Genomic DNA, 26,459 nt, shown 5'->3' with positions numbered 1-26,459 from the left:
CAGAGATGAGCATGATTGACGCACTGAAAGAGCTTGGCGCCCAGATCGAGGCGCGCCGCCCGGAATGCGTGCTGTCCTGGGACGTGACCCATGACGAGCTGAACGTGGATGTGGCGCCTGCCAATATCGCGGGTCTGGCTGACTTCCTGAAGGGTGATGCGAACTGTAAGTTCTCCACCCTCGTCGACATCACCGCGGTGGATTACCCCGACCGGCCCAAGCGGTTCGACGTGGTTTATCACTTCCTGTCGATGTACCGGAACCAGCGCATCCGCCTGCGCGCCGCGGTGCGCGAGGACGAGATGGTGCCCTCGATCGTCAAGGTCCACCCTTCGGCCAACTGGTTTGAGCGGGAGGTCTTCGACATGTTCGGCATCCTTTTCACCGGCCACCCGGACTTGCGCCGCCTGCTCACCGACTACGGCTTCCGCGGCTACCCGCTGCGCAAGGATTTCCCGACCACCGGCTATACCGAGGTCCGCTATGACGAGGCGCAGAAGCGCGTGGTCTACGAGCCGGTGAACCTGGTGCAGGAATACCGTCAGTTCGACTTCATGAGCCCGTGGGAAGGGGCCGATTACATCCTGCCCGGCGACGAAAAGGAAGGCGCGAAATGATGGACGGCTCCAAATTTGACGCCAAATATGACGACGGCAGCGTCGATGCGCTGAGCGGCGAGCAGAAGATCCGCAACTTCAACATCAACTTCGGCCCGCAGCACCCGGCGGCGCACGGCGTTCTGCGCCTCGTGCTGGAGCTTGACGGCGAGATCGTGGAGCGCTGCGACCCGCACATCGGCCTGTTGCACCGCGGCACCGAAAAGCTGATGGAGAGCCGCACCTATCTGCAGAACCTGCCCTATTTCGACCGGCTCGATTACGTGGCGCCGATGAACCAGGAACACGCCTGGTGCCTCGCCATCGAGAAGCTGACCGGCGTCGAGGTGCCGCGCCGGGCGCAGCTGATCCGGGTGCTCTACTCGGAAATCGGCCGGGTGCTGAACCACCTCCTCAACGTCACCACGCAGGCGATGGACGTCGGCGCGCTGACGCCGCCGCTCTGGGGCTTCGAGGAGCGCGAGAAGCTGATGGTCTTCTACGAGCGCGCCTGCGGCGCCCGCCTGCACGCGGCCTATTTCCGCCCCGGCGGCGTGCACCAGGACCTGCCGGACGAGCTCCTGGACGATATCGAGGAATGGGCGATCGAGTTCCCCAAGGTGCTTGATGACATCGACGGGCTCTTGACGGAAAACCGAATCTTCAAGCAGCGCAACTGCGACATCGGCGTAGTAACCGAGGAAGACATCCAGCAATACGGCTTCTCCGGCGTCATGGTGCGCGGCTCGGGCCTCGCCTGGGATTTGCGCCGCGCCCAGCCCTACGAGTGCTACAACGAGTTCGAGTTCCAGGTCCCGATCGGCAAGAACGGCGACTGCTACGACCGCTACCTCTGCCGGATGGAGGAGATGCGCCAGTCCACCTCGATCATCCGCCAGGCGATCCACAAGCTGCGCGAGGCCACCGGCGAGGTGATGGCCCGCGGCAAGATCACCCCGCCCAAGCGCGCCGACATGAAAACCTCGATGGAGAGCCTGATCCACCACTTCAAGCTCTACACCGAAGGCTTCCACGTCCCCGCGGGCGAGGTCTACGCCGCCGTCGAGGCGCCCAAGGGCGAGTTCGGCGTCTATCTCGTGGCCGACGGCACCAACAAACCCTACCGCGCCAAGCTGCGCGCACCCGGATTCCTGCATCTGCAGGCGATGGACTACGTCGCCAAGGGCCACCAGCTCGCCGACGTCGCCGCCATCATCGGCACCATGGACGTCGTGTTCGGGGAGATCGACCGTTGAGCCTGACCGCCCTGCTTCTTCTTTGTGAAAATACTCCCGCCGGAGGCATCCGCCCGGGCGACACCCACCAAGAGGTGAACTGATGCTCCGCCGTCTGCACCCCGAGCAACCCGCAAGCTTCGCTTTCACGGCCGAGAACCAGGCCTGGGCCGAAGCGCAGGTCACCAAATACCCGGAAGGCCGCCAGGCCTCGGCCATCATCCCGCTTCTGTGGCGCGCCCAGGAACAGGAGGGCTGGCTCAGCCGTCCTGCAATCGAGCACGTCGCCGAGATGCTGGGGATGGCCTACATCCGGGCGCTGGAAGTTGCGACCTTCTACTTTATGTTCCAGCTGCAACCCACTGGGTCCGTTGCGCATGTCCAGATCTGCGGCACCACCTCCTGCATGATCTGCGGCGCCGAGGACCTGATCGCGGTCTGCCAGGAAAAGATCGCCAGCAAGCCGCATACCCTGTCGGCGGACGGCAAGTTCTCCTGGGAAGAGGTCGAATGCCTCGGTGCCTGCACCAACGCGCCGATGGCGCAGATCGGCAAGGACTACTACGAGGACCTGACGGCTGAGGGCTTTGCCAGGCTGCTGGATGATCTGGCCGCGGGCAAGCCGGTCGCGCCCGGGCCCCAGAACGGCCGCTATGCCGCCGAGCCCAAGCCCGGGCTCACAACGCTCACCGATTTCGACAGCGGCAAGCAGCAGTACAACGCCTCGGTGCAGCTGGCGGTGGACCTCGGCGACGGGGTCAAGCGCATCAAGGGCGGCGAGGTGCCGCTGCTGACGCCGTGGATCGGCAAGGATGGCGTGGTTGCAGGCCGCGCCGCCGCCGAGCGGCCGCCGGAGCCGCCGAAGGATCCGGTTCCCGCCGCCCGTCAGGCCGAGGCAGTGAAGGAAGCGCCGCCCAAGAAGTCGGACGTGTCCGAGCCGTCCTCCCCCGAAGGCGGCGCTGCCGAAGCGACCGAGAAGTCCGGGAAAAGCGAGACAGCCGGTCCGTCCCGGGAAAGCCCGCCGGAGACGCTGAAGGAAGCCCGCGGCGGCCTGCCGGATGACCTGAAGCTGCTGAAGGGCGTCGGCCCCAAGCTTGAAGCGCGGCTCAACGAGCTGGGCATCTACCACTTCGACCAGATCGCCGAATGGGGAGAAGGGGAAGTGGCCTGGGTGGATGCGCGCCTGTCCTTCAAGGGCCGGATCGAGCGGGATGGCTGGATCGAACAGGCCAAGCGTCTGCAAGTGGGCGACGAGACCGAATTTGCCCGCCGTGCCAGGGAAGACGGCACCTACGACGACGACTGAATCAGTCGCGGCACCTTCCGCCGCGGCCTGGAGAATTGGAACAGATGAGCAAAGAGCAGGAACAGGCCATCGCAGCGAAGGGCCGGCATATCGCCTTGGTGATTGCCGGGACAATCTCGCTGTGGGTGGTGCTGTCGCTGGTCGCTGGTCCGGTTCTGGGGCTGCCCGGGCGCTACGCGCTGTTGTTCGATTTCCTGGCGCTGGCAGGCATGATCTATGCCCTGGTCAACATCTATCAACTCTGGCGCATGCGCCAGGACAGCCAAAGGTAGGCACATATGCTGAAGGATCAGGACCGGATCTTTACCAACCTGTACGGAATGCACGAGCGCACGCTGGCTGGCGCCAAGGCGCGCGGCCACTGGGACGGCACCGGAGGGCTCATCGAAAAGGGCCGCGACTGGATCATCCAGACGATGAAGGATTCCGGTCTGCGCGGCCGCGGCGGCGCGGGCTTCCCCACGGGGCTGAAATGGTCCTTCATGCCCAAGGAAAGCGACGGCCGCCCGGCCTATCTGGTGGTGAACGCGGATGAATCCGAGCCCGGCACCTGCAAGGACCGCGAAATCATGCGCCACGATCCGCACACGCTGATCGAAGGCTGCCTGATCGCCTCCTTCGCGATGAACGCGCATACCTGCTACATTTACCTGCGCGGCGAATACATCCGCGAGCGCGAGGCGCTGCAGGCGGCGATCGACGAAGCTTACGATCAGGGCCTCCTGGGCAAGAACGCGGCCGGCTCTGGCTGGGATTTCGACGTCTTCCTGCACCACGGGGCAGGGGCCTATATCTGCGGCGAGGAAACCGCCCTGATCGAAAGCCTTGAAGGCAAGAAGGGCATGCCTCGGATGAAGCCGCCGTTCCCGGCGGGCGCGGGCCTTTACGGCTGCCCGACAACGGTGAACAACGTGGAAAGCATCGCTGTCGTCCCCACCATCCTGCGCCGCGGCGCCGATTGGTTTGCAGGCTTCGGCCGCCAGAACAACGCGGGCACGAAGCTGTTTGCGGTCTCCGGCCACGTCAACAACCCCTGCGTCGTCGAAGAGGCGATGTCGATTTCGTTTGAAGAGCTTATCGAGAAGCACTGCGGCGGCATCCGCGGGGGCTGGGACAACCTCTTGGCGGTGATCCCGGGCGGCTCCTCGGTGCCCTGCGTGCGCGGCGAGAACATGCGCGACGCGATCATGGACTTCGACTACCTGCGCGGCGAGCTGGGCTCCGGCCTTGGCACCGCGGCTGTGATCGTGATGGACAAGCAGACCGACATCATCAAGGCGATCTGGCGCCTGTCCAAGTTCTACAAGCATGAAAGCTGCGGCCAGTGCACACCCTGCCGCGAAGGCACCGGCTGGATGATGCGGGTGATGGACCGCCTTGTCCGCGGCGAGGCCGAGCTGGAAGAGATCGACATGCTCTGGGACGTGACCAAGCAGGTCGAAGGCCACACCATCTGCGCCCTTGGCGACGCGGCGGCCTGGCCGATCCAGGGCCTGATCAAGAACTTCCGCGGGGAAATCGAAGACCGCATCAAGGCGCAGAAATCGGGCCGCATCGGCGCGATGGCGGCGGAGTGAGCGGGATGGAGGCCCTTGCCGCATATTCCCACGCTCTGGCCGCACTGATTGCCTTTGCGCTGATCGTGCTGGCGCTGTCGCCGTTCTCGGCGCTCGCCAAGCAGAACCGCGGGCTCGCCCCCGGCGCCACCCCGGCGGAGGATTATTCCGACCGGTCCTACCGCCTGAACCGCGCCTACCTCAACGGCTGCGAGACGCTGCCTGCCTTTCTCACCGTCACCGTGGCGGCGATGCTGGCGGGCGCGGCACCATTCTGGGTGAACCTGCTGGCGTCGCTGGTGCTGGTCACGCGGATCGCCATGCTCGCCGTGCATCTGACCGGCGCGGGCAAGCCGCACACCGGGTTGCGCACCGTCTTCTACGTGGCGGGCTGGGCCTGCATGATCGTTCTGGCGCTGCTCGCGCTTCTGGCGGTGTTCTGATGATGGCGCGGTTCTCCTCCCTCCGTCCCGCGGGCGCCCGCAGGCTGCTGCCCGCGCTGTGCCTTGCCGCCGCCGCGGCGCTCACCGCCTGCGGTGCGGTGACCGAAGGGCGCACCACCTACGATGGCGTCGCCTTCCGCGCCAAGGCGAAGCCGGTGGACAAGCGGACCTCGCGCGCGGCCTTCAGCGTGACGATCAGGAACGCCAACCGCTCGCTCACCGGCGCGCGGCTGGCGGCGGATCATGCGGGCACCACCTACTGCGTGGTGAACTACGGCTCCTCGCGCATCGACTGGCGCGCCGACCCGCGGGACGAAACCGCGCCCCTGGCGCTCAGCGGCAGCAATGCGGTCTTCTGGGGCACTTGCGATCCGTGATCCGGCAACCGGCATATCCCTGCCGCCTGGCGCGGCCGCTATTGCATAGCGGCGCCGGGGCTGCGCGCACTGAAGGCTTCTTCAACAAGGAGTCTCCGATGATGCGTACCCTGATTGCCGCCGCCGTGACCGCCATGCTGGCGCTGCCTGCTGCTGCCTCCGATGCCAAGGCAGCGGCGCCTGCCGCCAAGCCGTCGCTGCGCGACGTGCGGGAGATTGAGGATCCGCTGTTCGCGGTGGCCATTGCCAAGGAAGTCGCGGACCATTGCGGCAGCCTGGCGCCGCGCTATTTCCGGGGCCTTGGCGAGCTGCGCCGCCTCAAGGCGCGCGCCAACGCGCTTGGCTACAGCGACGCGGAAATCCGCGCCTACATCGAAGCCGATGCCGAGAAGGACCGCATGCGCGCCAAGGGCGAAAAGCTCCTGGCGCAGAATGGTGTGGAATACGGCGAGCCGGAAACCTTCTGCGCCTATGGCCGCGCGGAGATTGAGAAAAACAGCGCGATCGGCGTTTTACTGAGGGCGAAGTAGACCATGTCTGACCTCCGCAAGATCAACATTGACGGAACCGAGATCGAGGTGGACGGGGCAATGACCCTGATCCAGGCCTGTGAGGAGGCCGGCGTCGAGATCCCGCGCTTCTGCTATCACGAGCGCCTGTCCATCGCGGGCAATTGCCGCATGTGCCTGGTTGAGGTCGTGGGCGGCCCGCCGAAACCCGCCGCTTCCTGCGCCATGCAGGTGCGCGACCTGCGGCCGGGCCCGGAAGGCCAGGCGCCGCAGGTGCGCACCAACTCGCCGATGGTCAAGAAGGCCCGCGAAGGGGTGATGGAGTTCCTGCTCATCAACCACCCGCTCGACTGCCCGATCTGCGACCAGGGCGGCGAATGCGACCTGCAGGACCAGGCGATGGCCTACGGCGTCGACTTCTCCCGCTTCCGCGAGCCGAAGCGCGCGGTCGATGACCTGGATCTCGGGCCGCTCGTCGATACCGCGATGACCCGCTGCATCTCCTGCACCCGCTGCGTGCGGTTCACCACCGAGGTCGCGGGCATCACCCAGATGGGCCAGACGGGGCGCGGCGAGGATGCGGAGATCACCTCCTACCTCAACCAAACCCTGCAATCGAACCTGCAGGGCAATATCATTGACCTCTGCCCGGTGGGCGCGCTGACCTCGAAGCCGTATGCCTTCACCGCGCGCCCCTGGGAGCTGACCAAGACCGAAACCGTCGACGTGATGGATGCGCTGGGGTCGAACATCCGGGTCGACACCAAGGGCCGCGAAGTGATGCGCATCCTGCCGCGCAACCACGACGGCGTGAACGAGGAGTGGACCAGCGACAAGACCCGCTTCGTCTGGGACGGGCTGCGGCGCCAGCGGCTGGACCGGCCTTATGTGCGCGTCAATGGCAAGCTGAAGCCCGCCACCTGGGGCGAGGCGCTGTCTGCTGCCGCCAGCGCAATGAAAGGCCGGACGGTTGCGGGGCTGATCGGCGATCTGGTCCCGGTCGAGGCCGCCTTTGCATTGAAGCAGCTGGTCGAGGGGCTGGGCGGCAAGGTCGAGTGCCGCACCGACAATGCCCGCCTGCCGATCGGCAACCGTGCAGGTTACGTTGGCACCGCCACGATCGAGGACATCGACAGCGCCAAATTCATCCAGCTGATCGGCACCAACCCGCGCGAAGAGGCGCCGGTGCTGAACGCCCGGATCCGCAAGGCCTGGTTGAACGGCGCCCATGTGGGGCTGGTGGGTCCGGCCGCGGATCTCACTTACGACTATGCTCACGTGGGCAGCGGCCGCGATGCCCTGCAAAGCCTGCTGGACAGGGACTACGGTGAGGTGAAAGACGCGCCGTCGCTGGTGATAGTGGGGCAGGGCGCCCTGCGCGAAGCCGACGGCCTGGCGGTTCTGGCCGCCGCGCAGAAACTGGCCGCGGATACCGGCTCGAAACTGCTGGTGCTGCACACCGCCGCGTCCCGCGTCGGCGCGATGGACATCGGCGCCGTCACCGAAGGCGGCATGGACGCGGCGCTCGATGGGGCGGAAGTGATCTACAACCTCGGCGCTGACGAGGTGGAGATCACCCCCGGCGCTTTCGTGATCTACCAGGGCAGCCACGGCGACCGCGGCGCGCACCGCGCCGATGTGATCCTGCCCGGCGCCGCCTACACCGAGGAAAACGGCCTTTTTGTGAACACCGAGGGCCGCCCGCAGCTGGCGTTGCGCGCCGCATTCGCACCGGGCGAGGCCAAGGAAAACTGGGCCATCCTGCGCGCACTCAGCGCCGAGGCGGGCGCCAAGCTGGCCTACGACTCGCTCACGCAGCTGCGCACCGCGCTGGTGGCCGAGGCGCCCTATCTCGCCCGCATTGACGAGATCACCGCCAAAGAAGGCGCGCCGCTGGAGCCCGGCCCGCTGGGGGATGCTGCCTTCCTGCCAGCGATCCGCGACTTCTACCTGACCAACCCGATTGCCCGCGCCTCCCAGCTGATGGCCGAGCTGTCGGCAGGCGCAGGGGCGCGCGCAAACGGGAAACTGGCTGCCGAATGAAGCGCTTCGCCCTCATAACGCCCCTGTTGCTGGCGGCCTGCGCGATGGCGCCCGGCACTGGCGGCGAGCGGCCCGCCCCCGTCTACGAGGGGGTGGAGACCAGCCTGCTGGAGGGCGATCTGGTGCAGTTCCGCGTCTCCATGCGCGGGCCGCGGGTGCCGGGCGATCTGGACGATTACGCCCAATGCGCCGCCGCGCAATATGCGCTGATCCGGGGCTACGGCTTTGCGCGCCACGTGCGCACGACAGTGAAACAGTCGGGGGGCAGCCGCATCGGCGATGCGGTCTATCTGATTTCGCCCTCCCTGCCGCGCGGCCTGCGCACCATCGACGCCGAAGTCGTGGTCGCGGATTGCGAGGCCAACGGAATACCTACGGTGTGAGGACCCATGGCTGAATTCTTTACAACTCCGGGCGGCATCGCTGTTCTGATCCTGGCGCAGGTGCTGGCCGTTGTCGCGTTTGTGATGATCTCGCTCCTGTTCCTCGTCTATGGCGACCGCAAGGTTTGGGCCGCGGTCCAGATGCGCCGCGGCCCCAATGTGGTGGGCGTCTTCGGCCTGCTGCAATCGGTGGCGGATGCGCTGAAATACGTGGTGAAGGAGGTGGTGATCCCCGCCGGCGCCGACCGTACCGTGTTCATCCTCGCGCCGCTGACCAGCTTCGTGCTGGCGATGATCGCCTGGGCGGTGATCCCCTTCAACGACGGCTGGGTGCTCTCGGACATCAACGTCGCCATCCTCTATGTCTTCGCGGTCTCCTCGCTGGAGGTCTACGGCGTCATCATGGGCGGCTGGGCGTCGAACTCGAAATACCCGTTCCTCGGCTCGCTTCGTTCTGCGGCGCAGATGATCTCCTACGAGGTTTCGCTGGGGCTCATCATCATCGGCATCATCATCTCCACCGGCAGCATGAACTTCGGCGACATCGTGCGCGCGCAGGACGGCGATTTGGGGCTGTTGAACTGGTACTGGATCCCGCATTTTCCGATGGTGTTCCTGTTCTTCATCTCGGCGCTGGCGGAAACCAACCGCCCGCCTTTCGACCTGCCGGAAGCGGAATCCGAACTGGTTGCGGGCTACCAGGTGGAATACTCCGCGACCCCGTTCCTGCTGTTCATGGCCGGTGAATACATCGCCATCTTCCTGATGTGCGCGCTCACTTCGCTGCTGTTCTTCGGCGGCTGGCTGTCGCCGATCCCGGGGCTGCCGGATGGCGTGTTCTGGATGGTGCTGAAGATGGCGTTCTTCTTCTTCCTCTTCGCGATGGTGAAGGCGATCACCCCGCGCTACCGCTACGACCAGCTGATGCGGCTGGGCTGGAAAGTGTTCCTGCCGTTCTCGCTGGTCTGGGTGGTCTTCGTGTCCTTTGCCGCAAAATTTGACTGGTTCTGGGGCATCTTCGCCCGCTGGACCGTGGGAGGCTGATCTATGGCGAACATCGACTACACCCGCGCCGCCAAATACTTCCTGCTGCAGGATTTCTGGGTCGGCTTCAAACTGGGGCTGAAGTATTTCTTCGCCCCCAAGGCGACCCTGAACTACCCGCACGAGAAGGGCCCGCTCAGCCCGCGCTTCCGCGGCGAGCACGCGCTGCGCCGTTATCCCAACGGCGAGGAGCGCTGCATTGCCTGCAAGCTGTGCGAGGCGATCTGCCCGGCGCAGGCGATCACCATCGACGCGGAACCCCGCGAAGACGGCAGCCGCCGCACCACGCGTTATGACATCGACATGACCAAATGCATCTACTGCGGCTTCTGCCAGGAAGCCTGCCCGGTGGATGCCATCGTCGAGGGCCCGAACTTCGAATTCGCGACCGAGACCCGCGAGGAGCTGTTCTACAACAAGGAGAAACTCCTGGAGAACGGCGAGCGCTGGGAAGCCGAGATCGCCCGCAACCTCGAAATCGACGCGCCGTACCGATGAGCGCGACCCGCAAAACTTTTGCCAAGACTTTTAGAAAGAGCCTTGGCCGGAGGACATGACGTGACCAAGACGCCCCCCAACCCTTTTGAGGCCATGATGGCCCAGGCCCAGCAGATGGCCAAGGCGATGAACCCGAACCTGGAGAGCTTCTCCCCCGCGGAGGCCTTCAAGGGGTTCGAGGCGCTGTGGCCCACCATGCCGAAAGAGGTCATGGAGATGATGTTCGGCAACACCGTCAACAAGGACGGGCTGGATGCCAAGACCCGGCTCTTGCTGACGCTGGCCGGGCTCACCGTGCACGGCGCCCAGGCCGAGACCGCGGTGCGCCAGACCGTGCGCCACGCCCTCGCGGCGGGCGCCAGGAAACAAGAGATCGTCGAGACGATCGGACAGATGTCGGTCTTTGCCGGCATTCCGGCCATGACCCGCGCGCTGGAACTGGCGCAGGAGGTCCTCGACGGCAACAAGGACGATGAGACATGAGCGTATTTGCCTTCTACCTCTTCGCCGTCAGCGCCATCACCGGCGGGCTGTTCACGGTGATCAGCCGCCAGCCGGTGCATTCGGTGCTGTGGCTGATCCTGGCCTTCCTGTCCTCGGCCGGTCTGTTCGTGCTGCTGGGGGCGGAATTTGTCGCGATGCTGCTGATCATCGTTTATGTGGGGGCGGTTGCGGTGCTGTTCCTCTTCGTGGTGATGATGCTGGATGTGGATTTTGCCGAACTGAAGGCGGAGATGGCGCGCTACATGCCGCTGGCGCTGCTGATTGGCCTCGTGATCCTGATGCAGTTCGTAATGGCCTTCGGGGTTTGGGAAAGCGCGCCCGGGGCGCCGGACCTGCTGGCCCAGCCGGTGCCGCTGGACCGCCACAACACCGAGGCGCTTGGCCTCATTCTTTATGACCAATACTTCCTTCTGTTCCAGCTGGCAGGGCTGATCCTGCTGGTGGCGATGATCGGCGCCATCGTGCTGACCCTGCGCCACCGCCAGGACATCAAGCGCCAGGACGTGATCGCGCAAATGATGCGCGACCCGGCCGCCGCGATGGAGCTTAGGGACGTGAAACCGGGGCAGGGCCTATGAGGGCTGCGAATTTTTGCAAAAAATTCGGCCCGAATTCCTTGCAGGAATTCGGCGCCCGCTGGATGCACAGGATGAACGCATGATCGGACTTGAACATTATCTTACCGTCGCGGCGACGCTGTTCGTCATCGGCATCTTCGGGCTTTTCCTGAACCGCAAGAACGTGATCATCCTCCTGATGAGCATCGAGCTGATGCTCTTGGCGGTGAACATCAACCTGGTCGCCTTCTCTTCCTTCCTGGGCGATCTGGTGGGGCAGGTTTTCACCCTCTTCGTGCTGACCGTGGCCGCCGCCGAGGCCGCCATCGGCCTTGCGATCCTGGTCTGCTTCTTCCGCAACCGCGGCACCATCGCCGTGGAAGACGTCAACGTGATGAAGGGCTAAGCCGACATGGAAACCATCCTTCTCTTTGCCCCGCTGGCGGGGGCCGTGATCTGCGGCTTCGGCTGGAAATTCATCGGCGAGCAGGCTGCAATCGTCACCGCGACGGCGCTCTTGTTTCTTTCGGCGCTGCTCAGCTGGATCACCTTCCTCAGCTTTGACGGCACCACCGAGACCATTCAGATCCTGCGCTGGATCGAAAGCGGCTCGCTTGCGACCGACTGGGCGATCCGGCTGGACCGGCTGACCGCGATCATGCTGATCGTGATCACCACCGTTTCCTCGCTCGTGCACCTCTATTCCTTCGGCTACATGGACCATGACCCGCAGTGGAAAGAGGGCGAGAGTTACAAGCCCCGCTTCTTTGCCTACCTGTCCTTCTTCACCTTCGCGATGCTGATGCTGGTGACCTCGGACAACCTGGTGCAGATGTTCTTCGGCTGGGAAGGCGTGGGCGTCGCCTCCTACCTGCTGATCGGGTTCTACTACCGCAAGCCCTCCGCCAATGCGGCGGCGATAAAGGCCTTCATCGTGAACCGGGTCGGCGACTTCGGCTTTGCGCTGGGGATCTTCGGGCTGTTCTTCCTGACCGACAGCATCAACCTCTCCGACATCTTTGCTGCCGTGCCGCAGCTTGCGGAGACTCAGGTCTCCTTCCTGTGGGCTGAATGGAATGCCGCGAACCTCCTGGCCTTCCTGCTGTTTGTCGGCGCGATGGGCAAATCGGCGCAACTTTTGCTGCACACCTGGCTGCCGGACGCGATGGAGGGCCCGACCCCGGTGTCGGCGCTGATCCACGCCGCCACCATGGTGACCGCAGGCGTGTTCCTGGTCTGCCGGATGTCCCCGCTGATCGAGTTCGCGCCCGATGCCGCCGCCTTCATTACCGTGATCGGCGCGGCGACGGCCTTCTTTGCCGCCACGGTGGGGCTGGTTCAAAACGATATCAAGCGGGTGATTGCCTATTCGACCTGTTCGCAGCTGGGTTACATGTTCGTGGCTGCGGGCGTCGGCATGTATTCGGCCGCCATGTTCCACCTGTTCACTCACGCTTTCTTCAAGGCGATGCTCTTCCTGGGCGCGGGGTCGGTGATCCACGCGATGCACCACGAACAGGACATGCGCCACTACGGCAACCTGCGCAAGAAGATCCCCTATACCTTCTGGGCGATGATGATCGGCACCCTGGCCATTACCGGCGTCGGTATCCCCTTGAGCGGCTGGATCGGGTTTGCCGGTTTCGTCTCCAAGGATGCGATCATCGAAAGCGCCTATGCGGGCGGGTCGATGTTCGGCTTCTGGGCGCTGGTGCTCGCGGCCTTCATGACCTCCTTCTACTCGTGGCGCCTGATGTTCATGACCTTCTACGGCGAGGCGCGCGGCGACAAGCACACGCACGCCCACGCGCATGAAAGCCCCTGGACCATGCTGGTGCCGCTGGGCGTGCTGGCGGTGGGTTCGATCACCGCGGGCATGATCTGGTACGGCAGCTTCTTCGGCCACGCCGATCAGGTCGGCAAGTTCTACGGCATCCCGGTGGCAGAAGCCGCGGCCGGAGCCCATGGCGGGGACGCGGGCCATGGCGAAGAGGCGGCCCAGGACGCCGAGGCTGGCAGTGGCGGGCATCACTACGTCTTTGCAGGCGAGCCGGGCGAAGGCGCGCTTTACATCGCGCCGGACAACCACGTGCTGGAAGACGCGCACGCGGCGCCGGTATGGGTGAAGGTTTCCCCCTTCGCGGCGATGCTGGGCGGTCTCCTGCTGGCGCTGTGGTTCTACATCTGGAACCCGTCGCTGCCCAAGCGCTTGGCCGAGCAGCAGCGCCCCCTCTACCTGTTCCTGCTCAACAAGTGGTATTTTGACGAGCTCTACGACGCGATCTTCGTGAAACCGGCGGTGGCCATCGGGCGCTTCTTCTGGAAGAAGGGCGACGGCGGCACCATCGACGGATTCCTGAACGGCGTCGCCATGGGCATTGTGCCCTTCTTCACCCGCCTCGCGGGCCGGGCGCAGTCCGGTTACATCTTTACTTATGCCTTCTGGATGGTGCTCGGCATTGCTGCCCTGGTCACCTGGATGTCGATCGGCGGAGGAGCGCACTGATGGACAATCTCCTTTCAATCGTCACCTTCATCCCGGCGCTGGCGGCAGGCATCCTGGCCCTGTTCCTGCGCGGCGATGACGCGGCGGCACAGCGCAATGCCAAGATGATGGCGCTGCTGGCCACCACGATCACCTTCCTGGTGAGCCTGGCGATCTATTCCGGCTTCGACCCTGCCAATACCGGCTTCCAGTTCGTGGAAGAGCGCGCGTGGGTGTTCGGCCTGAAGTACAAGATGGGTGTCGACGGTATCTCGGTGCTGTTTGTGCTGCTCACCACCTTCATCATGCCGCTGACCATCCTGGCGAGCTGGAACGTCACCTCCCGCGTCAAGGAGTACATGGTGGCCTTCCTGCTGTTGGAGACGCTGATGCTGGGCGTCTTCATGGCGCTGGACCTGGTGCTGTTCTACCTGTTCTTCGAGGCCGGGCTGATCCCGATGTTCCTGATCATCGGCATCTGGGGCGGCAGGGACCGGATCTATGCGTCCTTCAAGTTCTTCCTCTACACCTTCTTCGGCTCGGTGCTGATGCTGGTCGCCATGGTGTTCATGTATGTCGATGCCGGCACCACCGATATCGAGGCGCTGCTGACCCACAGCTTCTCGGCCGCGTCGTTCGACTTCCTCGGGCTGCATATCGTGGGCGGGGCGCAGACGCTGATGTTCCTGGCGTTCTTTGCCTCCTTCGCGGTGAAGATGCCGATGTGGCCGGTGCACACCTGGCTGCCCGATGCGCACGTGCAAGCGCCAACTGCGGGTTCCGTGGTGCTGGCGGCGATCCTGTTGAAGATGGGCGGCTACGGGTTCCTGCGCTTCAGCCTGCCGATGTTCCCGGTGGGTTCGGATGTGATGACCGATGTCGTCCTGTGGATGTCGGCAATTGCCGTGGTCTACACCTCGCTTGTGGCGCTGGTGCAGGAGGACATGAAGAAGCTGATCGCCTATTCCTCGGTCGCGCATATGGGCTTTGTCACCATGGGCATCTTTGCCGCCAACCAGCAGGGCGTTGACGGCGCGATCTTCCAGATGCTGAGCCACGGCTTCATCTCCGCCGCGCTCTTCCTTTGCGTGGGCGTGATCTATGACCGCATGCACACCCGCGAGATCGACGCCTATGGCGGTCTGGTGATCCGCATGCCTGCCTATGCGCTGGTCTTCATGTTCTTCACCATGGGCAACGTCGGGCTGCCGGGCACCTCTGGCTTTGTCGGCGAATTCCTGACCCTGATGGGCGCCTTCCAGAAGAACACCTGGGTGACCGCGGTGGCCGCCACCGGGGTGATCTTCTCGGCCGGCTATGCGCTGTGGCTCTACCGCCGTGTGGTGTTTGGCGACCTGATCAAGGGCAGCCTCAAGACCATCCAGGACATGACCCCGCGCGAGCGCTTCATCTTTGCGCCGCTTGTGGCGATGACCCTGATCCTGGGCGTCTACCCGGCCCTGGTCACCGACATTATCGGCCCCTCGACCGAGGCGCTGCTGGCTAATTTCAACCAATCTCTGGCTGCTGCGGACACTGCGCCCGCGGCGACCCGGATTGCTTCGCACTAAGGGAGCACAAGGCAGATGATCGAAGCAGATCTTGCTGTAATCCTGCCAGAGATCGTTCTGGCGCTCTATGCCATGGCGGCGCTGATGGGGGCGGTCTACACCACCAAGGACAAGCTGGCCGATGCGCTGGTCTGGTCCACCGCAGCGCTGATGGCGGTGCTGGCGCTGTGGATCGCGACCAGCGGCTCGGCCACCCGGATCGCCTTTGACGGCATGTTCATCAACGACGGCTTTGCCCGCTTTGCCAAGGTGGCGCTGCTTCTGGGCGCCTCTGCCGTGCTGCTGGTCGGCCGCGATTACATGGCGCGCCGCGGGCTCTTGCGGTTCGAATACCCGATCCTGGTGGCGCTCAGCGCCGTGGGGATGATGATGATGGTCTCCGCGGGCGATCTGATGTCGCTCTACATGGGGCTGGAGCTGCAGTCGCTGGCGCTTTACGTGGTGGCGGCGCTGCGCCGCGACAGCGTGAAGTCGACAGAGGCGGGGCTTAAGTATTTCGTGCTGGGCGCGCTGTCCTCGGGCCTGCTGCTGTACGGAGCGTCGCTGGTCTACGGCTTTGCCGGCACCACCCAGTTTGCGGGCATCATCCAGGTGGCCGGGCAGGGAGAGATGTCCCTGGGCATGCTGTTCGGCCTCGTCTTCATGATCTCCGGGATGGCCTTCAAGGTCTCCGCCGTGCCCTTCCACATGTGGACCCCGGACGTCTACGAAGGTTCGCCCACGCCGGTGACCGCCTTTTTTGCGACCGCCCCCAAGGTCGCGGCGATGGGGCTGTTTGCCCGCGTACTGCATGACGCCTTCGGTGGTGCGGTGGCAGACTGGCAGCAGATTGTGGTGGTGCTTTCGGTGCTGTCGATGTACCTCGGCGCCTTTGCCGCCATTGGCCAGCGGGACATCAAGCGGCTGATGGCGTTCTCCTCGATCGCCCACATGGGGTATGCGATGATTGGCCTGGCCGCGGGCACCGAAGCGGGCATCTCCGCCATGCTGGTGTACCTCGCGATCTATGTCACCATGAACATCGGAACCTTCTCTTTCATCCTGATGATGGAGAAGGACGGCAAGCCGGTCACCGACATCCTGGCGCTGAACCAGTTCGCCGCCCGCCACCCGGGCAAGGCGCTGGCGGTGCTGGTGCTGATGTTCTCGCTCGCGGGCGTGCCGCCGATGCTGGGCTTCTTTGCCAAGTTCGGCGTGTGGAAAGCGGGCGTGGACGCCGGGCTTACCGGGCTGGTGGTGGCCTCGGCCGTGGCCTCGGTGATCGGCGCCTACTATTACCTGCGGATCGTTTTCTACATGTACTTCGGCACCGCCGAGGAGGAGATCGATGCCCGCGCAACCCCGGTGCTGAGCTTGGCGCTGACGGTCTCGGCGGCGATGATGCTGATCGGCGTGGTCTATCAGTTCGGCGTGGCCGAGGCCGCCACCGCCGCCGCCGCGACGCTTGTAAAGTGATCTGCTTTTCAGGCAGGCTGACAGGGCCCGGTCACGCGACCGGGCCTTTTCGCACTTTCTAAGGAGCGCAAATGAGCTGGCCAGCTGGATATGGAAAACGGGTGCTGACCGAGGTGGACAGCACCCTCAACGAGGCCGCCCGCATCGCCGGTGAGCTTGCAGGCCCGGAGTGGATCCTGGCGCTGCGCCAGACGCAAGGAAGAGGCCGGCGCGGGCGCGAGTGGAAGGATCCAAAGGGCAACTTCGCCGCCACTCTGGTGATGCGCCCCGAAGGCGCGCCCGATCAGGCGGCACTGCGCAGCTTCGTGGCAGCACTTGCGGTCTACGACGCCTGCGTTGCGGTCACCGGCCGCAGCGAGGGCCTGTCGCTGAAATGGCCCAACGACGTGCTGCTGAAAGGCGGCAAGCTGGCGGGCATCCTGCTGGAGAGTGCAGGCCGCGGCAAGGGCGTGAACCACCTCTTCGTCGGCATTGGCGTGAACCTGGTGGAAACTCCGATGCAGGAGTGGCTGGAGCCCGGCGCTGTCTGGCCCGTCTCCCTGCTGTCCGAGACCGGCGTCCAGGTCAGCCCCGAAACCTTCCTCGAAGCCCTGGCCGGGGCTTTCGCCCGCTACGAGGCGCAGTTCGCCGCCTACGGTTTCGAGCCGATCCGCACCGAATGGCTTGCGCGCGCGGCCAAACTGGGCGAGGTGATCACGGCGCGCACCGCAACCTCGGAAACCGAGGGCACCTTCGAGACGGTGGACGCCGGCGGCAACCTTGTCCTAAACACCGCCAAGGGCCGCGTCAGCATCCCGGCGGCGGACATCTATTTCTAGGAAGGGGCAGCAATGCTTCTGGCAGTCGACTGCGGCAACACCAATACCGTCTTCTCGATCTACGACGGGGAAGAGTTCATCGCCATGTGGCGCACCGCCACCGACTGGCGGCGCACGGCTGACCAGTATTACGTCTGGCTCAGCACGCTGATGCGGCTGCAGGGGATCGAGGCGGACATCACCGACATGATCATCTCCTCCACCGTGCCGCGGGTGGTGTTCAACCTGCGCGTCCTGGCCGACCGCTACTTCCACACCCGGCCTTTCGTCGTCGGCAAGCCCGACTGCCTGCTGCCCGTCGCGGTGCGGGTGGACGAAGGCACCCAGGTCGGCCCCGACCGGCTGGTCAACACGGTAGCGGGCTTCGACCAGCATGGCGGCAATCTCATCATCGTCGACTTCGGCACCGCCACGACCTTCGACGTGGTGGCCGAGGACGGCGCCTATACCGGCGGCGTGATTGCGCCCGGTGTGAACCTCAGCCTCGAGGCGCTGCACCAGGCCGCCGCGGCGCTTCCGCATGTCGACATCACCAAACCGCAGAACGTGATCGGCACCAATACGGTGGCCTGCATCCAGTCCGGCGTGTTCTGGGGCTATGTCGGGCTCGTCCGCGAGATCTGCAGCCGCATCAAGGCGGAACGCGGAGTTGCGATGAAAGTTATCTCTACAGGCGGGCTGGCGCCTTTGTTCCAGCAAACGGCCGATCTGTTTGACGCATATGAGGATGATCTCACCATGCATGGGCTTCAGATCATCCATAAATACAACAAGGATAATGGTACTGACGCATGAGCAGTGAAAGATTGATCTATCTGCCCCTCGGCGGGGCGGGTGAAATTGGCATGAATGCCTATGTCTACGGCTATGGCAAACCGGATCAGGAACGCCTGGTGCTGGTGGACCTGGGCGTGACCTTCCCCGACATGGACGGCACCCCGGGTGTCGACCTCATCATGCCCGACATGACCTGGCTGAAGGAGCGCGTGGACCGGCTGGAGGGCATCTTCATCACCCACGGCCACGAGGACCACATCGGCGCCATCGCGCATATGTACCGCGACCTGAACGTGCCGATCTTTGCGCGTGCCTTCACCGCAAACCTGGCCCGGCGCAAGATGGAGGAAGCAGGCCACGACCCGGCTGCGATCACCACCGTCTCCGCCTGGCCCGAAGTCACCAAGCTCGGGCCGTTCTCGATCGGGGTTGCCCCGATGAGCCACTCGATCCCCGAAAGCGGCGGTCTGGTGATCGACAGCCCCGCAGGCCGGGTGGTGCATACCGGCGACTTCAAGCTGGACCCGGAACCGCTGGTCGGCGAAGCTTTCGATCCGCAGATGTGGGGCGGGATCGCAGAGAAGGGCATCCAGGCGCTGGTCTGCGATTCCACCAATGTGTTCTCCACCCACCCGGGCCGTTCGGAATCGGAACTGCCGGGGGAGATCACCCGGCTGATTTCCGAGGCCAGGGGTATGGTGGCCGCGACCACCTTTGCCTCCAACGTGGCACGGGTGAAGACGCTGGCGCAGGCGGGGGAGCGGGCGGGCCGCTCGGTTGTGCTGCTGGGCCGCGCGATGCGGCGGATGATCGAAGCCGCGGTGGAAACCGGCGTGCTGGTGGATTTCCCCAAGGTGCTCAGCCCCGAAGACGCGGGCGATGTGCCGCGCGGAAACCTGATGCTGATCACCACCGGCAGCCAGGGCGAGCGCCGCGCCGCCTCCGCCCAGCTGGCGCGCGGCAAGTACCGCGGGCTGGAGCTGAAGGAAGGCGATCTGTTCCTTTTCTCCTCCAAGACCATTCCGGGAAACGAGAAGGGCGTGATCCGGATCATCAACCAGTTCTCGGAACGAGGCGTCGATGTGGTCGACGACAGCTCCGGCCTCTATCACGTTTCGGGCCACGCCAACCGGCCGGACCTGGAGCAGGTGCACGCGCTCCTGAAGCCGAAGATGCTGATCCCGATGCACGGCGAGCACCGCCACCTGCGCCAGCACGCGCGGCTGGGTGAGCAGAAGGGCATCGCCTCGGCCGTGGCGGTTAACGGCATGATGATGGACATCACCGGCGATGCGCCCAAGGTGGCGGATTACATCGATACCGGCCGCACCTATCTCGATGGCAGCGTCAAGATCGGCGCGCTGGATGGGGTGGTGCGCGACCGGATGCGGATGGCGCTCAACGGCCATGTGGTGGTGACCGCGATTCTCGACGAGGATGACGAGCCGCTGGGCGAGCCCTGGTGCGACATCAAGGGCTTGCCGGAAACCGGCAGCTCGGGCGCGGCGCTGGTCGAGGTGATGGAAGAGGACCTGAACCAGTTCCTGATGCGGGCGGGCGCCAAGACCCTGCGCGACGACGACAAGCTGGAGCAGGAACTGCGCCGCATCGCCCGCCAGAGCGCGCAGTCCGAGATCGGCAAGAAGCCGGAAGTGACGGTGGTCGTCAGCCGCATGCGCTGAACCTCCAGGCCAGGGCGGCGCTCCCGCCCGGCCCAAGCCGCATCGAAGATGCAACAGGCCCGGTTGGGCCAGGCGCCGCGGACCCTGACGGGCCCGCGGCGCCGTTGCATCTGGCAGCGGGCCAATTAAACTTCCTCGAGAAGTGTTTCCGAAGTGCAGATTTCATGACGGGCAATAGAGCAATCCAGCATCCCAGCCGCAAAGTGTCTATGTTGACGTGGTGGGAAGGGATCTATGACCAGGTGTTTGTCGCGCTGTATCCCTTTTTCCGGGTCCGGGCGGTTACCGGTTCTGCACATACCTTGGAGGAGGGGGGGGACGAGAACCTCCTGTCTTACAGCCAGCGGCCATTGTTCAATGACGTCCGGCCTGAAGATTTTGAAGACACTGTCAAACGGCACGGAGAAGCGGTCTCCTGGGCGGAGGTTCATCAGGCTGTCGCGCCTGAGCTGCCGCGGAGTGAGGTTTACCTGGCAATCTGGCTGCTGGCCTGCATCGGCTATCAGGACCGTGCCGGCGTCGACCTGCAGAAGCGGCTGGCCGCCTATTGCCAGGAAAGCCGGCTGTATCTGCCAGAGGACGACGGGCTGCCGGCCATTCTGGAGCCCGCTGTGCAGGAGTTCCTCTCCTGTCTCGGCTGTCGGCAGGTGACGGCCCGGGATGAGTTCAGGCACCACAGTGACATGGTGCCGCTCTCGGTGTTTAGAAGAGCTGAGCCCTGCTACTGGCTACCGCAAGGCATCACGAGTTTGGCCGTTTGGGGGGCTGCATCTTTCAGATCCCGGAGTGATGATGTCTTGGAGTCTCGATGGTACGGTGGCCATCATCGCCATGACAGATAGAGCGCTAGAAATGGCTAGGCCAGAGAATTTCTTTGAGGGCTGGTATGCGGATGCAGGGACTTATGAGGACGTGTTCAATCCCGTTGAGTTCCTGAAACGGGAGCAGTGACATAGGGTGTCAAAAGGAAACGCCGCGGCCCCTGAGGGCACGCGGCGTTTTGCAGTCCATGCTGCTCGCCGGAGTCCGGCGGAGGGCTCAGCCGCGCAGCGGGCGGGCGCAGGCGGGGCAGGAGACCATCTTGCGCGGGGCATTGAACACGGCGCGGAACAGAGCGCGCAGCATGCTGTTGAAGGCTTCCGCACGCAGCTGATGGGCGCGGGCTTCGATCTCGCGGAGGTTGACAGGGGACAGGGTGCCGGTTTCGGTGGTGCTCATGGTGATGCCCAATGTGTTGCGCCATTTCAATGGCGCGTTTCTCATCTGCCACGGTATTTACGCCTCTCTGCCGGGGTTTACGCCGGCCAAGTTCGAAAGGCCGCCATGCTGCAACTGCAAAGCTCAGATCCCGGGACATGCGGGCATTGCATAAGCGGGAGGGTACAAGGGCGCAGGGCGCGGGCGCGCAGGTCCGGGCAAAAGAAAAGGGCCGCCCCCTGCGGGAGCGGCCCTTGGCCTTATCTGATATGCCAGCTCAGCTGGCGCGGCGTTCGGCGAAGCTGAGGGCGATGAAGCTGGGCAGGTGATCGCCCATGCCGACCACGGTCCTGTCGTCCCGGCCACCCTTGCCGCCGCGGCGGCTGGATTTCGGCGCGGGCCTGTCTGCCTTGCGTTCCGGTTTGGGCGCGGCGTCCGGCTCGGGTGCGGCCTCGGCTGCGCGGCTCACAGTCCTGGGCTCTGCCTGCTCGGCGAGCTGTTCGTCCTTTTTGGCCGGACGGCGCTCACGGCGGGCCGGCTTCTCGCGCGTCTGGTCCTTTTCCGGCTTGGGCGCGGCTTCCACGGGGTTTTCCAGGCGAGGGATTTCCTTCTGGACCAGCTTCTCCACCGCATCCAGCGCCTTTTCGTCCTTGGGCACGCAGATCGTAATCGCCTTGCCCTCGCGCCCGGCACGGCCAGTGCGGCCGATGCGGTGCACGTAATCCTCGGGGTGGCCGGGCACGTCGAAGTTGATCACATGGCTCACGCTCGGCACGTCGAGCCCGCGTGCGGCCACATCGGACGCCACGAGGATGCGCAACGAGCCGTCGCGGAAGCCGTCGAGCGTCTTTGTCCGCTGGCTCTGGTCCAGGTCGCCGTGGATCGGCGCCGCGTCATAGCCGTATTTCTTCAGTGATTTCGCGACGATATCCACATCCGTCTTGCGGTTGCAGAAGATGATCGCGTTGGTCAGCTTGTCGTCCTCGGCGTCGATCAGCGCGCGCAGCACACGGCGCTTTTCGCTGGCCTCGCGGTCGCGGCGGGAGCCCTTGAACAGCACAACACCCTGCGCGATGGTCTCGGACGCGGTGGCCTGGCGGGCCACTTCGACGCGCTCGGGACCCGAGAGGAAGGTGTTGGTGATGCGCTCGATCTCGGGCGCCATGGTGGCCGAGAAGAACAGCGTCTGCCGGGTAAAGGGGGTGAGCGAGAAGATCCGCTCGATATCGGGGATGAAGCCCATGTCCAGCATGCGGTCGGCTTCGTCCACCACCATCACCTGCACGCCGGTCAGCAGCAGCTTGCCGCGCTCGAAATGGTCAAGCAGGCGGCCGGGGGTGGCAATCAGCACATCGACGCCCTTGTCGATCAGCGCGTCCTGCTCCTTGAACGAGACACCGCCAATGAGCAGCGCCTTGGTGAGCTTCACGTGCTTGGCGTAGGTGTCGAAGTTCTCTGCCACTTGCGCGGCGAGTTCCCGGGTCGGGCAGAGCACCAGGCTGCGCGGCATCCGGGCGCGGGCGCGGCCGCGGGCCAGAAGCGTGATCATCGGGAGCGTGAAGGACGCGGTCTTGCCGGTGCCTGTCTGGGCAATGCCAAGAACGTCGCGTCCTTCCAGAGCGGGCGGAATCGCGCCCGCCTGAATCGGCGTGGGGGTTTCGTATCCGGCTTCCTCAATAGCTTTGAGGACTTTCGGGTTCAGATTCAGATCGGTGAATTTTGTCATATGTGTCCGTCATTGCGGACACTGACCTGGCCCGCGCGTGTCTGGTTCGTCCCGGCCCCGCAGGGTCATGCGGGCTGGCAGTTTCCGGTTCTTGCGGGGGCATAACAAAATCCGGCAGCATCGTCAATTAAAGGCGGATTTGGCAGTATTTTCCCTGCGGCGGCGGTGCAACCGGCAAACCTGGACTGCCTGCGCCCTGTGGGCGGCGCTGTGGGCGCTGTGGGCCTCTGCGGCCATGCATGGCTGGCTTGCGGCACGGTGTGCCCATGTGTGCCGCGCAACCCGCGAGCGCCCGCGCCTCCGTCAGGAAAACGCACTGGGGGATGCCCGGGAACGCCGGCACCGGTGCCGATTCGGCTCCGGCCGCGCGGTCAGACCTTGCGGCTGCGCTTCTTGTAGTGCTGGATGCGGCCGAAGATGCTGCGCGGGTCGCGCATCACCATGCGCAGCATGTGCATCCCCAGCGGTGCAAAGACCGGGTCACTTTCCGCATGGCGCCACAGCCGCGCCAGCATATGCATGTCGAGATCCCCGCCCGTCAGCATGTAGGGGGTGAGACCCAGCCCCAGCCGGTCCAGCTCCGCGCCGGTCTTGCGGGAGAAGGCGTCCTTATTGCCGCGCCCGCTCAGCCGGCGCTCGCTGTCATGCAGCTTGATCAGGTCAAACAGCATCGAAAGCCCCTGACCGCCCAGCCGCTGGTCGGCCGAAGCGCCGTGATCGGCAAAAGTGGTCGCGGCCGAGATCAGCCAGCGCACCGGCAGTTCTTCGGCCATGCGGGTGCCGTGTTCCCCCCAGATTCTCAGGAATAGCTGCTGTGCCTCGGGCGGCGGGTCGCGGCGGCGCAGGATGGCGATGCAGATGCCGTGCACGGGGAAGATTTCGGGCTGGCCTGCGAATTCCTCGCGGATCGAGGCCAGCTTGCCCAGCACATGCCCTGGTCTGGCATCCGCGGGTTCCGGCGCCGGCTCTGCCGGGACCTTGCGTTCCCACAGTGCGGCCAAGTCGGTATCCGCCGCAGGCAGGGCGGCGCGCGGCTCGAGGAAAGGCGTCTCCTTGCGCTCGAGCCTGCGCATCAGCCGGTAGAACCCGCCAGGGTAGTTTTCGTCGGTGAAATCCATGGCGAGTGTCTAAAGCCTTAAGGAAAATGCGCGTTACGCCATCATTTCCTTGGTCGCGGTCAGTTTCAAGTCCGGATAGTCGCGCACGACGCGGTCGATGTCCCATTGCAGGCGGGTCAGGAAGACGATGTCGCCGTCGTGGTCATGGGCGATGTGCTGTTTGTTGGCGTTGATGAACTTGTCCACCGCCGCCTTGTCCCCGCTGACCCAGCGGGCCGAGGTGAACTGGCTCGCCTCGAACCGCACCGGCAAGCCGTATTCCATCTCGATCCTTGAGGCCAGAACCTCGAATTGCAGCTGGCCGACCACGCCGACGATGAAACCTGAGCCGATCGAGGGCTTGAAGACCTTGGCTGCACCTTCCTCGGCAAACTGCATCAGCGCCTTTTCCAGGTGCTTGGCCTTCATCGGATCGCCCGCCCGCAAGCCCTGCAGCAGTTCCGGCGCGAAGGACGGGATGCCGGTCACCCGGATTGCCTCGCCCTCGGTCAGCGTATCGCCGATGCGCAGCTGCCCGTGGTTCGGAATGCCGATGATGTCACCCGCCCAAGCCTCTTCCGCCAGCTCCCGGTCGGAGGCCAGAAACAGCACCGGGTTGGAGACCGCCATCGGCTTCTTGGTGCGCACGTGGGTCAGCTTCATGCCGCGCTTGAAATGGCCCGAGGCCATCCGCACAAATGCGACCCGGTCGCGGTGCTTGGGGTCCATGTTGGCCTGCACCTTGAAGACGAAGCCTGCGACCTTCTTTTCCTCGGGCGAGACCTGGCGCGGCTCGGCCGATTGCGGCTGCGGCTCGGGGCCGTAGGTGCCGATGCCGTCCATCAGCTCCTTCACGCCAAAGGAGTTGATCGCGGAGCCGAACCAGATCGGGGTCATGTGGCCTTCGAGAACGGACTGCGGGTCGAGCGTTGGCAGCAGCTCGCGCGCCATCTCGACCTCCTCCAGCAGCTTCTCCAGCAGGTGCTCCGGCACGTGTTCGGCCAGCTTGGGATCGTCCAGCCCGTTGATCTGGATGCTTTCCGCCACCTTGTTGCGGTCGGCGCGGTCCATCAGCTCCAGCCGGTCGCGCAGCATGTCGTAGCAGCCGATGAAATCGCGACCCACGCCGATGGGCCAGCTCGCCGGGGTCACGTCGATCGCCAGATTCTGCTGGATTTCATCAATGATATCAAAGGTGTCCCGGCTCTCGCGGTCCATCTTGTTACAGAAGGTCAGGATCGGCAGGTCGCGCAGGCGGCAGACCTCGAACAGCTTCTGGGTCTGGCTTTCCACGCCCTTGGCGCCGTCGATCACCATCACCGCCGCATCCACCGCCGTCAGCGTGCGGTAGGTGTCCTCGGAGAAGTCCGAGTGGCCCGGCGTGTCCACAAGGTTGAAGCGGAAGCCGCTGAAATCAAAAGACATTGCCGAGGCCGAGACGGAGATGCCCCGGTCCTTCTCCATCTGCATGAAGTCCGACCGCGTGCGCCGCGCCTCGCCCTTGGCGCGCACTTGGCCGGCCATCTGGATCGCGCCGCCATAAAGCAGGAATTTCTCGGTCAGCGTGGTCTTGCCCGCATCCGGGTGCGAGATGATCGCAAAGGTGCGGCGGCGCGCGATTTCGGGCGGCAGGTCGGGGCGGTTTGTGACGGTTTCCAGCATGTGCGCGCGTATAGCAGGAATGCGGGGCGAGGCAAGAAAAACAGGGGGTGACACGCGTGCACCCCCCGTGCACCGCCTGTGCACCGGCTTGCTGTATATCACTTTGGTCCGGCGGGCACCGCCGGGCAGCCCTGGGCCGCCCTGTCAAACCGCAGGTTTGCCTCCGGCAAAACGGGGCGGAGGCTTCACCCCCACCCGCGGCCGGGCGCTGCCCTTTGAAGAAACGTTGCACACTCGCCACACGCCCCGCTTGCCGCACCTTAACCGGGCCTGTGCAGGGTGGAGGGCACCTCCCCAAGCCGCGAAGGACACCGCCGATGCCCAGCAAGCAATATTACGACAACGAGATGCAGCTGGAACTGGACGACCTGCAGGAATCCCTGCGCCGCGACTGGTTCGACAAGAGCCTGCCGAAGGAGTGGGACGGCATGGACAGCTGGGAGCGGCTGGAGAAGCCGAAGACCCGGGTGACGATCCGGCTCGACGCGGACATGGTGAAATGGTTCCGCAAGCTTGGCCCCAACTACAGCCGCCGCATCAACTCGATCCTGCGCACCTACTGGATGGCGCTGATGGCGGGGCGCATCCAGGCCCATGACGGAGACAACACCATCCTCCGCCTCAGCCTCGCCGCCCGGTATATCGCGATGGGGAAGAATGCGGACGGGACGGAGCGGGAGTGAGGGGGGAGGCGGTTCTGAGCCGGTTGCGGCCTTTGCGAAGTCTTGGTCTGGAGAGGCCGCGAGAGGACCCGACGGCCCATGTCAGACTTGCGGGAAGCGTCTTGCCGCTGCATGGCAGCGTCCCAAGTGCTGTTCTCTGTTTGCGGGATCGTCAAGTGCGGGTTCTATTGCCGTTCGGGGTCCTGGTTCTCTACGAAGTCGGTGTTTCCGCTTCCTGATGGCGTCCGGGAGCTGACCAGCCAGAACGTCATTCGC

27 protein-coding genes are annotated in these 26,459 nt (G+C 64.7%); 23 read left to right on the top strand and 4 right to left on the bottom strand.

Annotated features, from left to right (window positions below; all coding sequences use genetic code 11):
- Window positions 1-11 precede the first annotated feature (11 nt).
- From ACOHX0_RS19400 to ACOHX0_RS19295, 22 genes are all read left to right on the top strand, one after another.
- The gene (locus ACOHX0_RS19400) at window positions 12-617 is read left to right on the top strand and encodes an NADH-quinone oxidoreductase subunit C (RefSeq protein WP_420678903.1); all 606 of its coding nucleotides are present in this window, start codon (window positions 12-14) and stop codon (window positions 615-617) included.
- The gene (locus ACOHX0_RS19395; RefSeq protein ID WP_420678902.1) at window positions 617-1,852 is read left to right on the top strand and encodes an NADH-quinone oxidoreductase subunit D; all 1,236 of its coding nucleotides are present in this window, start codon (window positions 617-619) and stop codon (window positions 1,850-1,852) included. Before ACOHX0_RS19400 ends, ACOHX0_RS19395 begins: the two co-directional genes overlap by 1 nt.
- Window positions 1,853-1,934: 82 nt before the next feature.
- Window positions 1,935-3,137 (top strand): NADH-quinone oxidoreductase subunit E, encoded by a 1,203-nt coding sequence (locus ACOHX0_RS19390; protein ID WP_420678841.1) that lies wholly within the window; start codon window positions 1,935-1,937, stop codon window positions 3,135-3,137.
- A gap of 44 nt (window positions 3,138-3,181) precedes the next feature.
- The gene (locus tag ACOHX0_RS19385; protein ID WP_420678839.1) at window positions 3,182-3,409 is read left to right on the top strand and encodes a DUF5337 domain-containing protein; all 228 of its coding nucleotides are present in this window, start codon (window positions 3,182-3,184) and stop codon (window positions 3,407-3,409) included.
- Window positions 3,410-3,415: 6 nt separating this feature from the next.
- The gene (gene nuoF / locus ACOHX0_RS19380) at window positions 3,416-4,714 is read left to right on the top strand and encodes an NADH-quinone oxidoreductase subunit NuoF (RefSeq protein ID WP_420678837.1); all 1,299 of its coding nucleotides are present in this window, start codon (window positions 3,416-3,418) and stop codon (window positions 4,712-4,714) included.
- A 5-nt stretch (window positions 4,715-4,719) separates the two neighbouring features.
- Complete coding sequence (locus ACOHX0_RS19375) at window positions 4,720-5,136, top strand: MAPEG family protein (protein ID WP_420678835.1); 417 nt, start codon at window positions 4,720-4,722, stop codon at window positions 5,134-5,136.
- On the top strand, window positions 5,136-5,513 hold the full coding sequence (locus tag ACOHX0_RS19370) for a hypothetical protein (RefSeq protein WP_420678833.1): 378 nt from the start codon (window positions 5,136-5,138) through the stop codon (window positions 5,511-5,513). The genes ACOHX0_RS19375 and ACOHX0_RS19370 overlap by 1 nt, the downstream gene beginning before the upstream one ends.
- Before the next feature lie 101 nt (window positions 5,514-5,614).
- Window positions 5,615-6,043, top strand: a complete 429-nt coding sequence (locus ACOHX0_RS19365) for a DUF5333 domain-containing protein (protein WP_420678901.1) — start codon at window positions 5,615-5,617, stop codon at window positions 6,041-6,043.
- Between the two features lie 3 nt (window positions 6,044-6,046).
- Window positions 6,047-8,065, top strand: coding sequence for an NADH-quinone oxidoreductase subunit NuoG (gene nuoG, locus ACOHX0_RS19360; RefSeq protein ID WP_420678831.1), 2,019 nt, complete (start codon window positions 6,047-6,049; stop codon window positions 8,063-8,065).
- Complete coding sequence (locus ACOHX0_RS19355; protein ID WP_420678829.1) at window positions 8,062-8,448, top strand: hypothetical protein; 387 nt, start codon at window positions 8,062-8,064, stop codon at window positions 8,446-8,448. The genes nuoG and ACOHX0_RS19355 overlap by 4 nt, the downstream gene beginning before the upstream one ends.
- Window positions 8,449-8,454: 6 nt before the next feature.
- Window positions 8,455-9,492: an NADH-quinone oxidoreductase subunit NuoH gene (nuoH, locus tag ACOHX0_RS19350; RefSeq protein WP_420678827.1), complete on the top strand. Its 1,038-nt coding sequence runs from the start codon at window positions 8,455-8,457 to the stop codon at window positions 9,490-9,492.
- Window positions 9,493-9,495: 3 nt separating this feature from the next.
- Window positions 9,496-9,990, top strand: a complete 495-nt coding sequence (gene nuoI / locus ACOHX0_RS19345; protein ID WP_420678825.1) for an NADH-quinone oxidoreductase subunit NuoI — start codon at window positions 9,496-9,498, stop codon at window positions 9,988-9,990.
- Window positions 9,991-10,086: 96 nt separating this feature from the next.
- Entirely contained in the window at window positions 10,087-10,473 is a 387-nt protein-coding gene (locus ACOHX0_RS19340; protein ID WP_420678900.1) for a carboxymuconolactone decarboxylase family protein, read from the top strand.
- On the top strand, window positions 10,470-11,072 hold the full coding sequence (locus tag ACOHX0_RS19335) for an NADH-quinone oxidoreductase subunit J (RefSeq protein WP_420678823.1): 603 nt from the start codon (window positions 10,470-10,472) through the stop codon (window positions 11,070-11,072). The genes ACOHX0_RS19340 and ACOHX0_RS19335 overlap by 4 nt, the downstream gene beginning before the upstream one ends.
- A gap of 79 nt (window positions 11,073-11,151) precedes the next feature.
- Entirely contained in the window at window positions 11,152-11,457 is a 306-nt protein-coding gene (gene nuoK / locus ACOHX0_RS19330; RefSeq protein ID WP_008553673.1) for an NADH-quinone oxidoreductase subunit NuoK, read from the top strand.
- Window positions 11,458-11,463: 6 nt separating this feature from the next.
- Window positions 11,464-13,557, top strand: coding sequence for an NADH-quinone oxidoreductase subunit L (nuoL, locus tag ACOHX0_RS19325; RefSeq protein ID WP_420678821.1), 2,094 nt, complete (start codon window positions 11,464-11,466; stop codon window positions 13,555-13,557).
- The gene (locus tag ACOHX0_RS19320) at window positions 13,557-15,107 is read left to right on the top strand and encodes an NADH-quinone oxidoreductase subunit M (protein ID WP_420678819.1); all 1,551 of its coding nucleotides are present in this window, start codon (window positions 13,557-13,559) and stop codon (window positions 15,105-15,107) included. Before nuoL ends, ACOHX0_RS19320 begins: the two co-directional genes overlap by 1 nt.
- 15 nt (window positions 15,108-15,122) lie before the next feature.
- Window positions 15,123-16,562 (top strand): NADH-quinone oxidoreductase subunit NuoN, encoded by a 1,440-nt coding sequence (gene nuoN / locus ACOHX0_RS19315; RefSeq protein WP_420678817.1) that lies wholly within the window; start codon window positions 15,123-15,125, stop codon window positions 16,560-16,562.
- A gap of 71 nt (window positions 16,563-16,633) precedes the next feature.
- Window positions 16,634-17,380, top strand: coding sequence for a biotin--[acetyl-CoA-carboxylase] ligase (locus tag ACOHX0_RS19310; RefSeq protein WP_420678815.1), 747 nt, complete (start codon window positions 16,634-16,636; stop codon window positions 17,378-17,380).
- Window positions 17,381-17,392: 12 nt separating this feature from the next.
- A complete protein-coding gene (locus tag ACOHX0_RS19305; protein WP_420678813.1) occupies window positions 17,393-18,175 on the top strand; it encodes a type III pantothenate kinase in 783 nt (260 codons plus the stop codon).
- Entirely contained in the window at window positions 18,172-19,839 is a 1,668-nt protein-coding gene (locus tag ACOHX0_RS19300) for a ribonuclease J (RefSeq protein WP_420678811.1), read from the top strand. The genes ACOHX0_RS19305 and ACOHX0_RS19300 overlap by 4 nt, the downstream gene beginning before the upstream one ends.
- 164 nt (window positions 19,840-20,003) lie before the next feature.
- Window positions 20,004-20,681, top strand: coding sequence for a hypothetical protein (locus ACOHX0_RS19295; RefSeq protein WP_420678810.1), 678 nt, complete (start codon window positions 20,004-20,006; stop codon window positions 20,679-20,681).
- Between the two features lie 196 nt (window positions 20,682-20,877).
- Here the strand turns inward: ACOHX0_RS19295 and ACOHX0_RS19290 are convergent, their stop codons facing one another.
- From ACOHX0_RS19290 to ACOHX0_RS19275, 4 genes are all read right to left on the bottom strand, one after another.
- On the bottom strand, window positions 20,878-21,057 hold the full coding sequence (locus tag ACOHX0_RS19290; protein WP_420678809.1) for an RSP_7527 family protein: 180 nt from the start codon (window positions 21,055-21,057) through the stop codon (window positions 20,878-20,880).
- Between the two features lie 256 nt (window positions 21,058-21,313).
- Complete coding sequence (locus ACOHX0_RS19285) at window positions 21,314-22,762, bottom strand: DEAD/DEAH box helicase (RefSeq protein WP_420678808.1); 1,449 nt, start codon at window positions 22,760-22,762, stop codon at window positions 21,314-21,316.
- A gap of 371 nt (window positions 22,763-23,133) precedes the next feature.
- A complete protein-coding gene (locus ACOHX0_RS19280; protein ID WP_420678807.1) occupies window positions 23,134-23,880 on the bottom strand; it encodes a hypothetical protein in 747 nt (248 codons plus the stop codon).
- A 33-nt stretch (window positions 23,881-23,913) separates the two neighbouring features.
- Window positions 23,914-25,521, bottom strand: a complete 1,608-nt coding sequence (locus ACOHX0_RS19275) for a peptide chain release factor 3 (protein WP_420678806.1) — start codon at window positions 25,519-25,521, stop codon at window positions 23,914-23,916.
- A 317-nt stretch (window positions 25,522-25,838) separates the two neighbouring features.
- On the opposite strand from ACOHX0_RS19275, the gene ACOHX0_RS19270 reads away from it, so the two are divergent.
- Window positions 25,839-26,204 (top strand): BrnA antitoxin family protein, encoded by a 366-nt coding sequence (locus ACOHX0_RS19270; protein WP_420678805.1) that lies wholly within the window; start codon window positions 25,839-25,841, stop codon window positions 26,202-26,204.
- Window positions 26,205-26,459 lie beyond the last annotated feature (255 nt).

Source organism: Cribrihabitans pelagius, assembly GCF_048820915.1.
GTDB classification, from domain to species: domain Bacteria; phylum Pseudomonadota; class Alphaproteobacteria; order Rhodobacterales; family Rhodobacteraceae; genus Cribrihabitans_A; species Cribrihabitans_A pelagius.
This window is presented reverse-complemented; position numbering and strand designations above follow the sequence as displayed.

Coding starts and splice junctions, on each gene's coding strand:
- ACOHX0_RS19400 (WP_420678903.1), top strand. CDS start 12: ATGATTGACGCACTGAAAGAGCTTGGCGCCCAGATCGAGGCGCGCCGC.
- ACOHX0_RS19395 (WP_420678902.1), top strand. CDS start 617: ATGGACGGCTCCAAATTTGACGCCAAATATGACGACGGCAGCGTCGAT.
- ACOHX0_RS19390 (WP_420678841.1), top strand. CDS start 1,935: ATGCTCCGCCGTCTGCACCCCGAGCAACCCGCAAGCTTCGCTTTCACG.
- ACOHX0_RS19385 (WP_420678839.1), top strand. CDS start 3,182: ATGAGCAAAGAGCAGGAACAGGCCATCGCAGCGAAGGGCCGGCATATC.
- nuoF (WP_420678837.1), top strand. CDS start 3,416: ATGCTGAAGGATCAGGACCGGATCTTTACCAACCTGTACGGAATGCAC.
- ACOHX0_RS19375 (WP_420678835.1), top strand. CDS start 4,720: ATGGAGGCCCTTGCCGCATATTCCCACGCTCTGGCCGCACTGATTGCC.
- ACOHX0_RS19370 (WP_420678833.1), top strand. CDS start 5,136: ATGATGGCGCGGTTCTCCTCCCTCCGTCCCGCGGGCGCCCGCAGGCTG.
- ACOHX0_RS19365 (WP_420678901.1), top strand. CDS start 5,615: ATGCGTACCCTGATTGCCGCCGCCGTGACCGCCATGCTGGCGCTGCCT.
- nuoG (WP_420678831.1), top strand. CDS start 6,047: ATGTCTGACCTCCGCAAGATCAACATTGACGGAACCGAGATCGAGGTG.
- ACOHX0_RS19355 (WP_420678829.1), top strand. CDS start 8,062: ATGAAGCGCTTCGCCCTCATAACGCCCCTGTTGCTGGCGGCCTGCGCG.
- nuoH (WP_420678827.1), top strand. CDS start 8,455: ATGGCTGAATTCTTTACAACTCCGGGCGGCATCGCTGTTCTGATCCTG.
- nuoI (WP_420678825.1), top strand. CDS start 9,496: ATGGCGAACATCGACTACACCCGCGCCGCCAAATACTTCCTGCTGCAG.
- ACOHX0_RS19340 (WP_420678900.1), top strand. CDS start 10,087: ATGGCCCAGGCCCAGCAGATGGCCAAGGCGATGAACCCGAACCTGGAG.
- ACOHX0_RS19335 (WP_420678823.1), top strand. CDS start 10,470: ATGAGCGTATTTGCCTTCTACCTCTTCGCCGTCAGCGCCATCACCGGC.
- nuoK (WP_008553673.1), top strand. CDS start 11,152: ATGATCGGACTTGAACATTATCTTACCGTCGCGGCGACGCTGTTCGTC.
- nuoL (WP_420678821.1), top strand. CDS start 11,464: ATGGAAACCATCCTTCTCTTTGCCCCGCTGGCGGGGGCCGTGATCTGC.
- ACOHX0_RS19320 (WP_420678819.1), top strand. CDS start 13,557: ATGGACAATCTCCTTTCAATCGTCACCTTCATCCCGGCGCTGGCGGCA.
- nuoN (WP_420678817.1), top strand. CDS start 15,123: ATGATCGAAGCAGATCTTGCTGTAATCCTGCCAGAGATCGTTCTGGCG.
- ACOHX0_RS19310 (WP_420678815.1), top strand. CDS start 16,634: ATGAGCTGGCCAGCTGGATATGGAAAACGGGTGCTGACCGAGGTGGAC.
- ACOHX0_RS19305 (WP_420678813.1), top strand. CDS start 17,393: ATGCTTCTGGCAGTCGACTGCGGCAACACCAATACCGTCTTCTCGATC.
- ACOHX0_RS19300 (WP_420678811.1), top strand. CDS start 18,172: ATGAGCAGTGAAAGATTGATCTATCTGCCCCTCGGCGGGGCGGGTGAA.
- ACOHX0_RS19295 (WP_420678810.1), top strand. CDS start 20,004: ATGACGGGCAATAGAGCAATCCAGCATCCCAGCCGCAAAGTGTCTATG.
- ACOHX0_RS19290 (WP_420678809.1), bottom strand. CDS start 21,057: ATGAGCACCACCGAAACCGGCACCCTGTCCCCTGTCAACCTCCGCGAG.
- ACOHX0_RS19285 (WP_420678808.1), bottom strand. CDS start 22,762: ATGACAAAATTCACCGATCTGAATCTGAACCCGAAAGTCCTCAAAGCT.
- ACOHX0_RS19280 (WP_420678807.1), bottom strand. CDS start 23,880: ATGGATTTCACCGACGAAAACTACCCTGGCGGGTTCTACCGGCTGATG.
- ACOHX0_RS19275 (WP_420678806.1), bottom strand. CDS start 25,521: ATGCTGGAAACCGTCACAAACCGCCCCGACCTGCCGCCCGAAATCGCG.
- ACOHX0_RS19270 (WP_420678805.1), top strand. CDS start 25,839: ATGCCCAGCAAGCAATATTACGACAACGAGATGCAGCTGGAACTGGAC.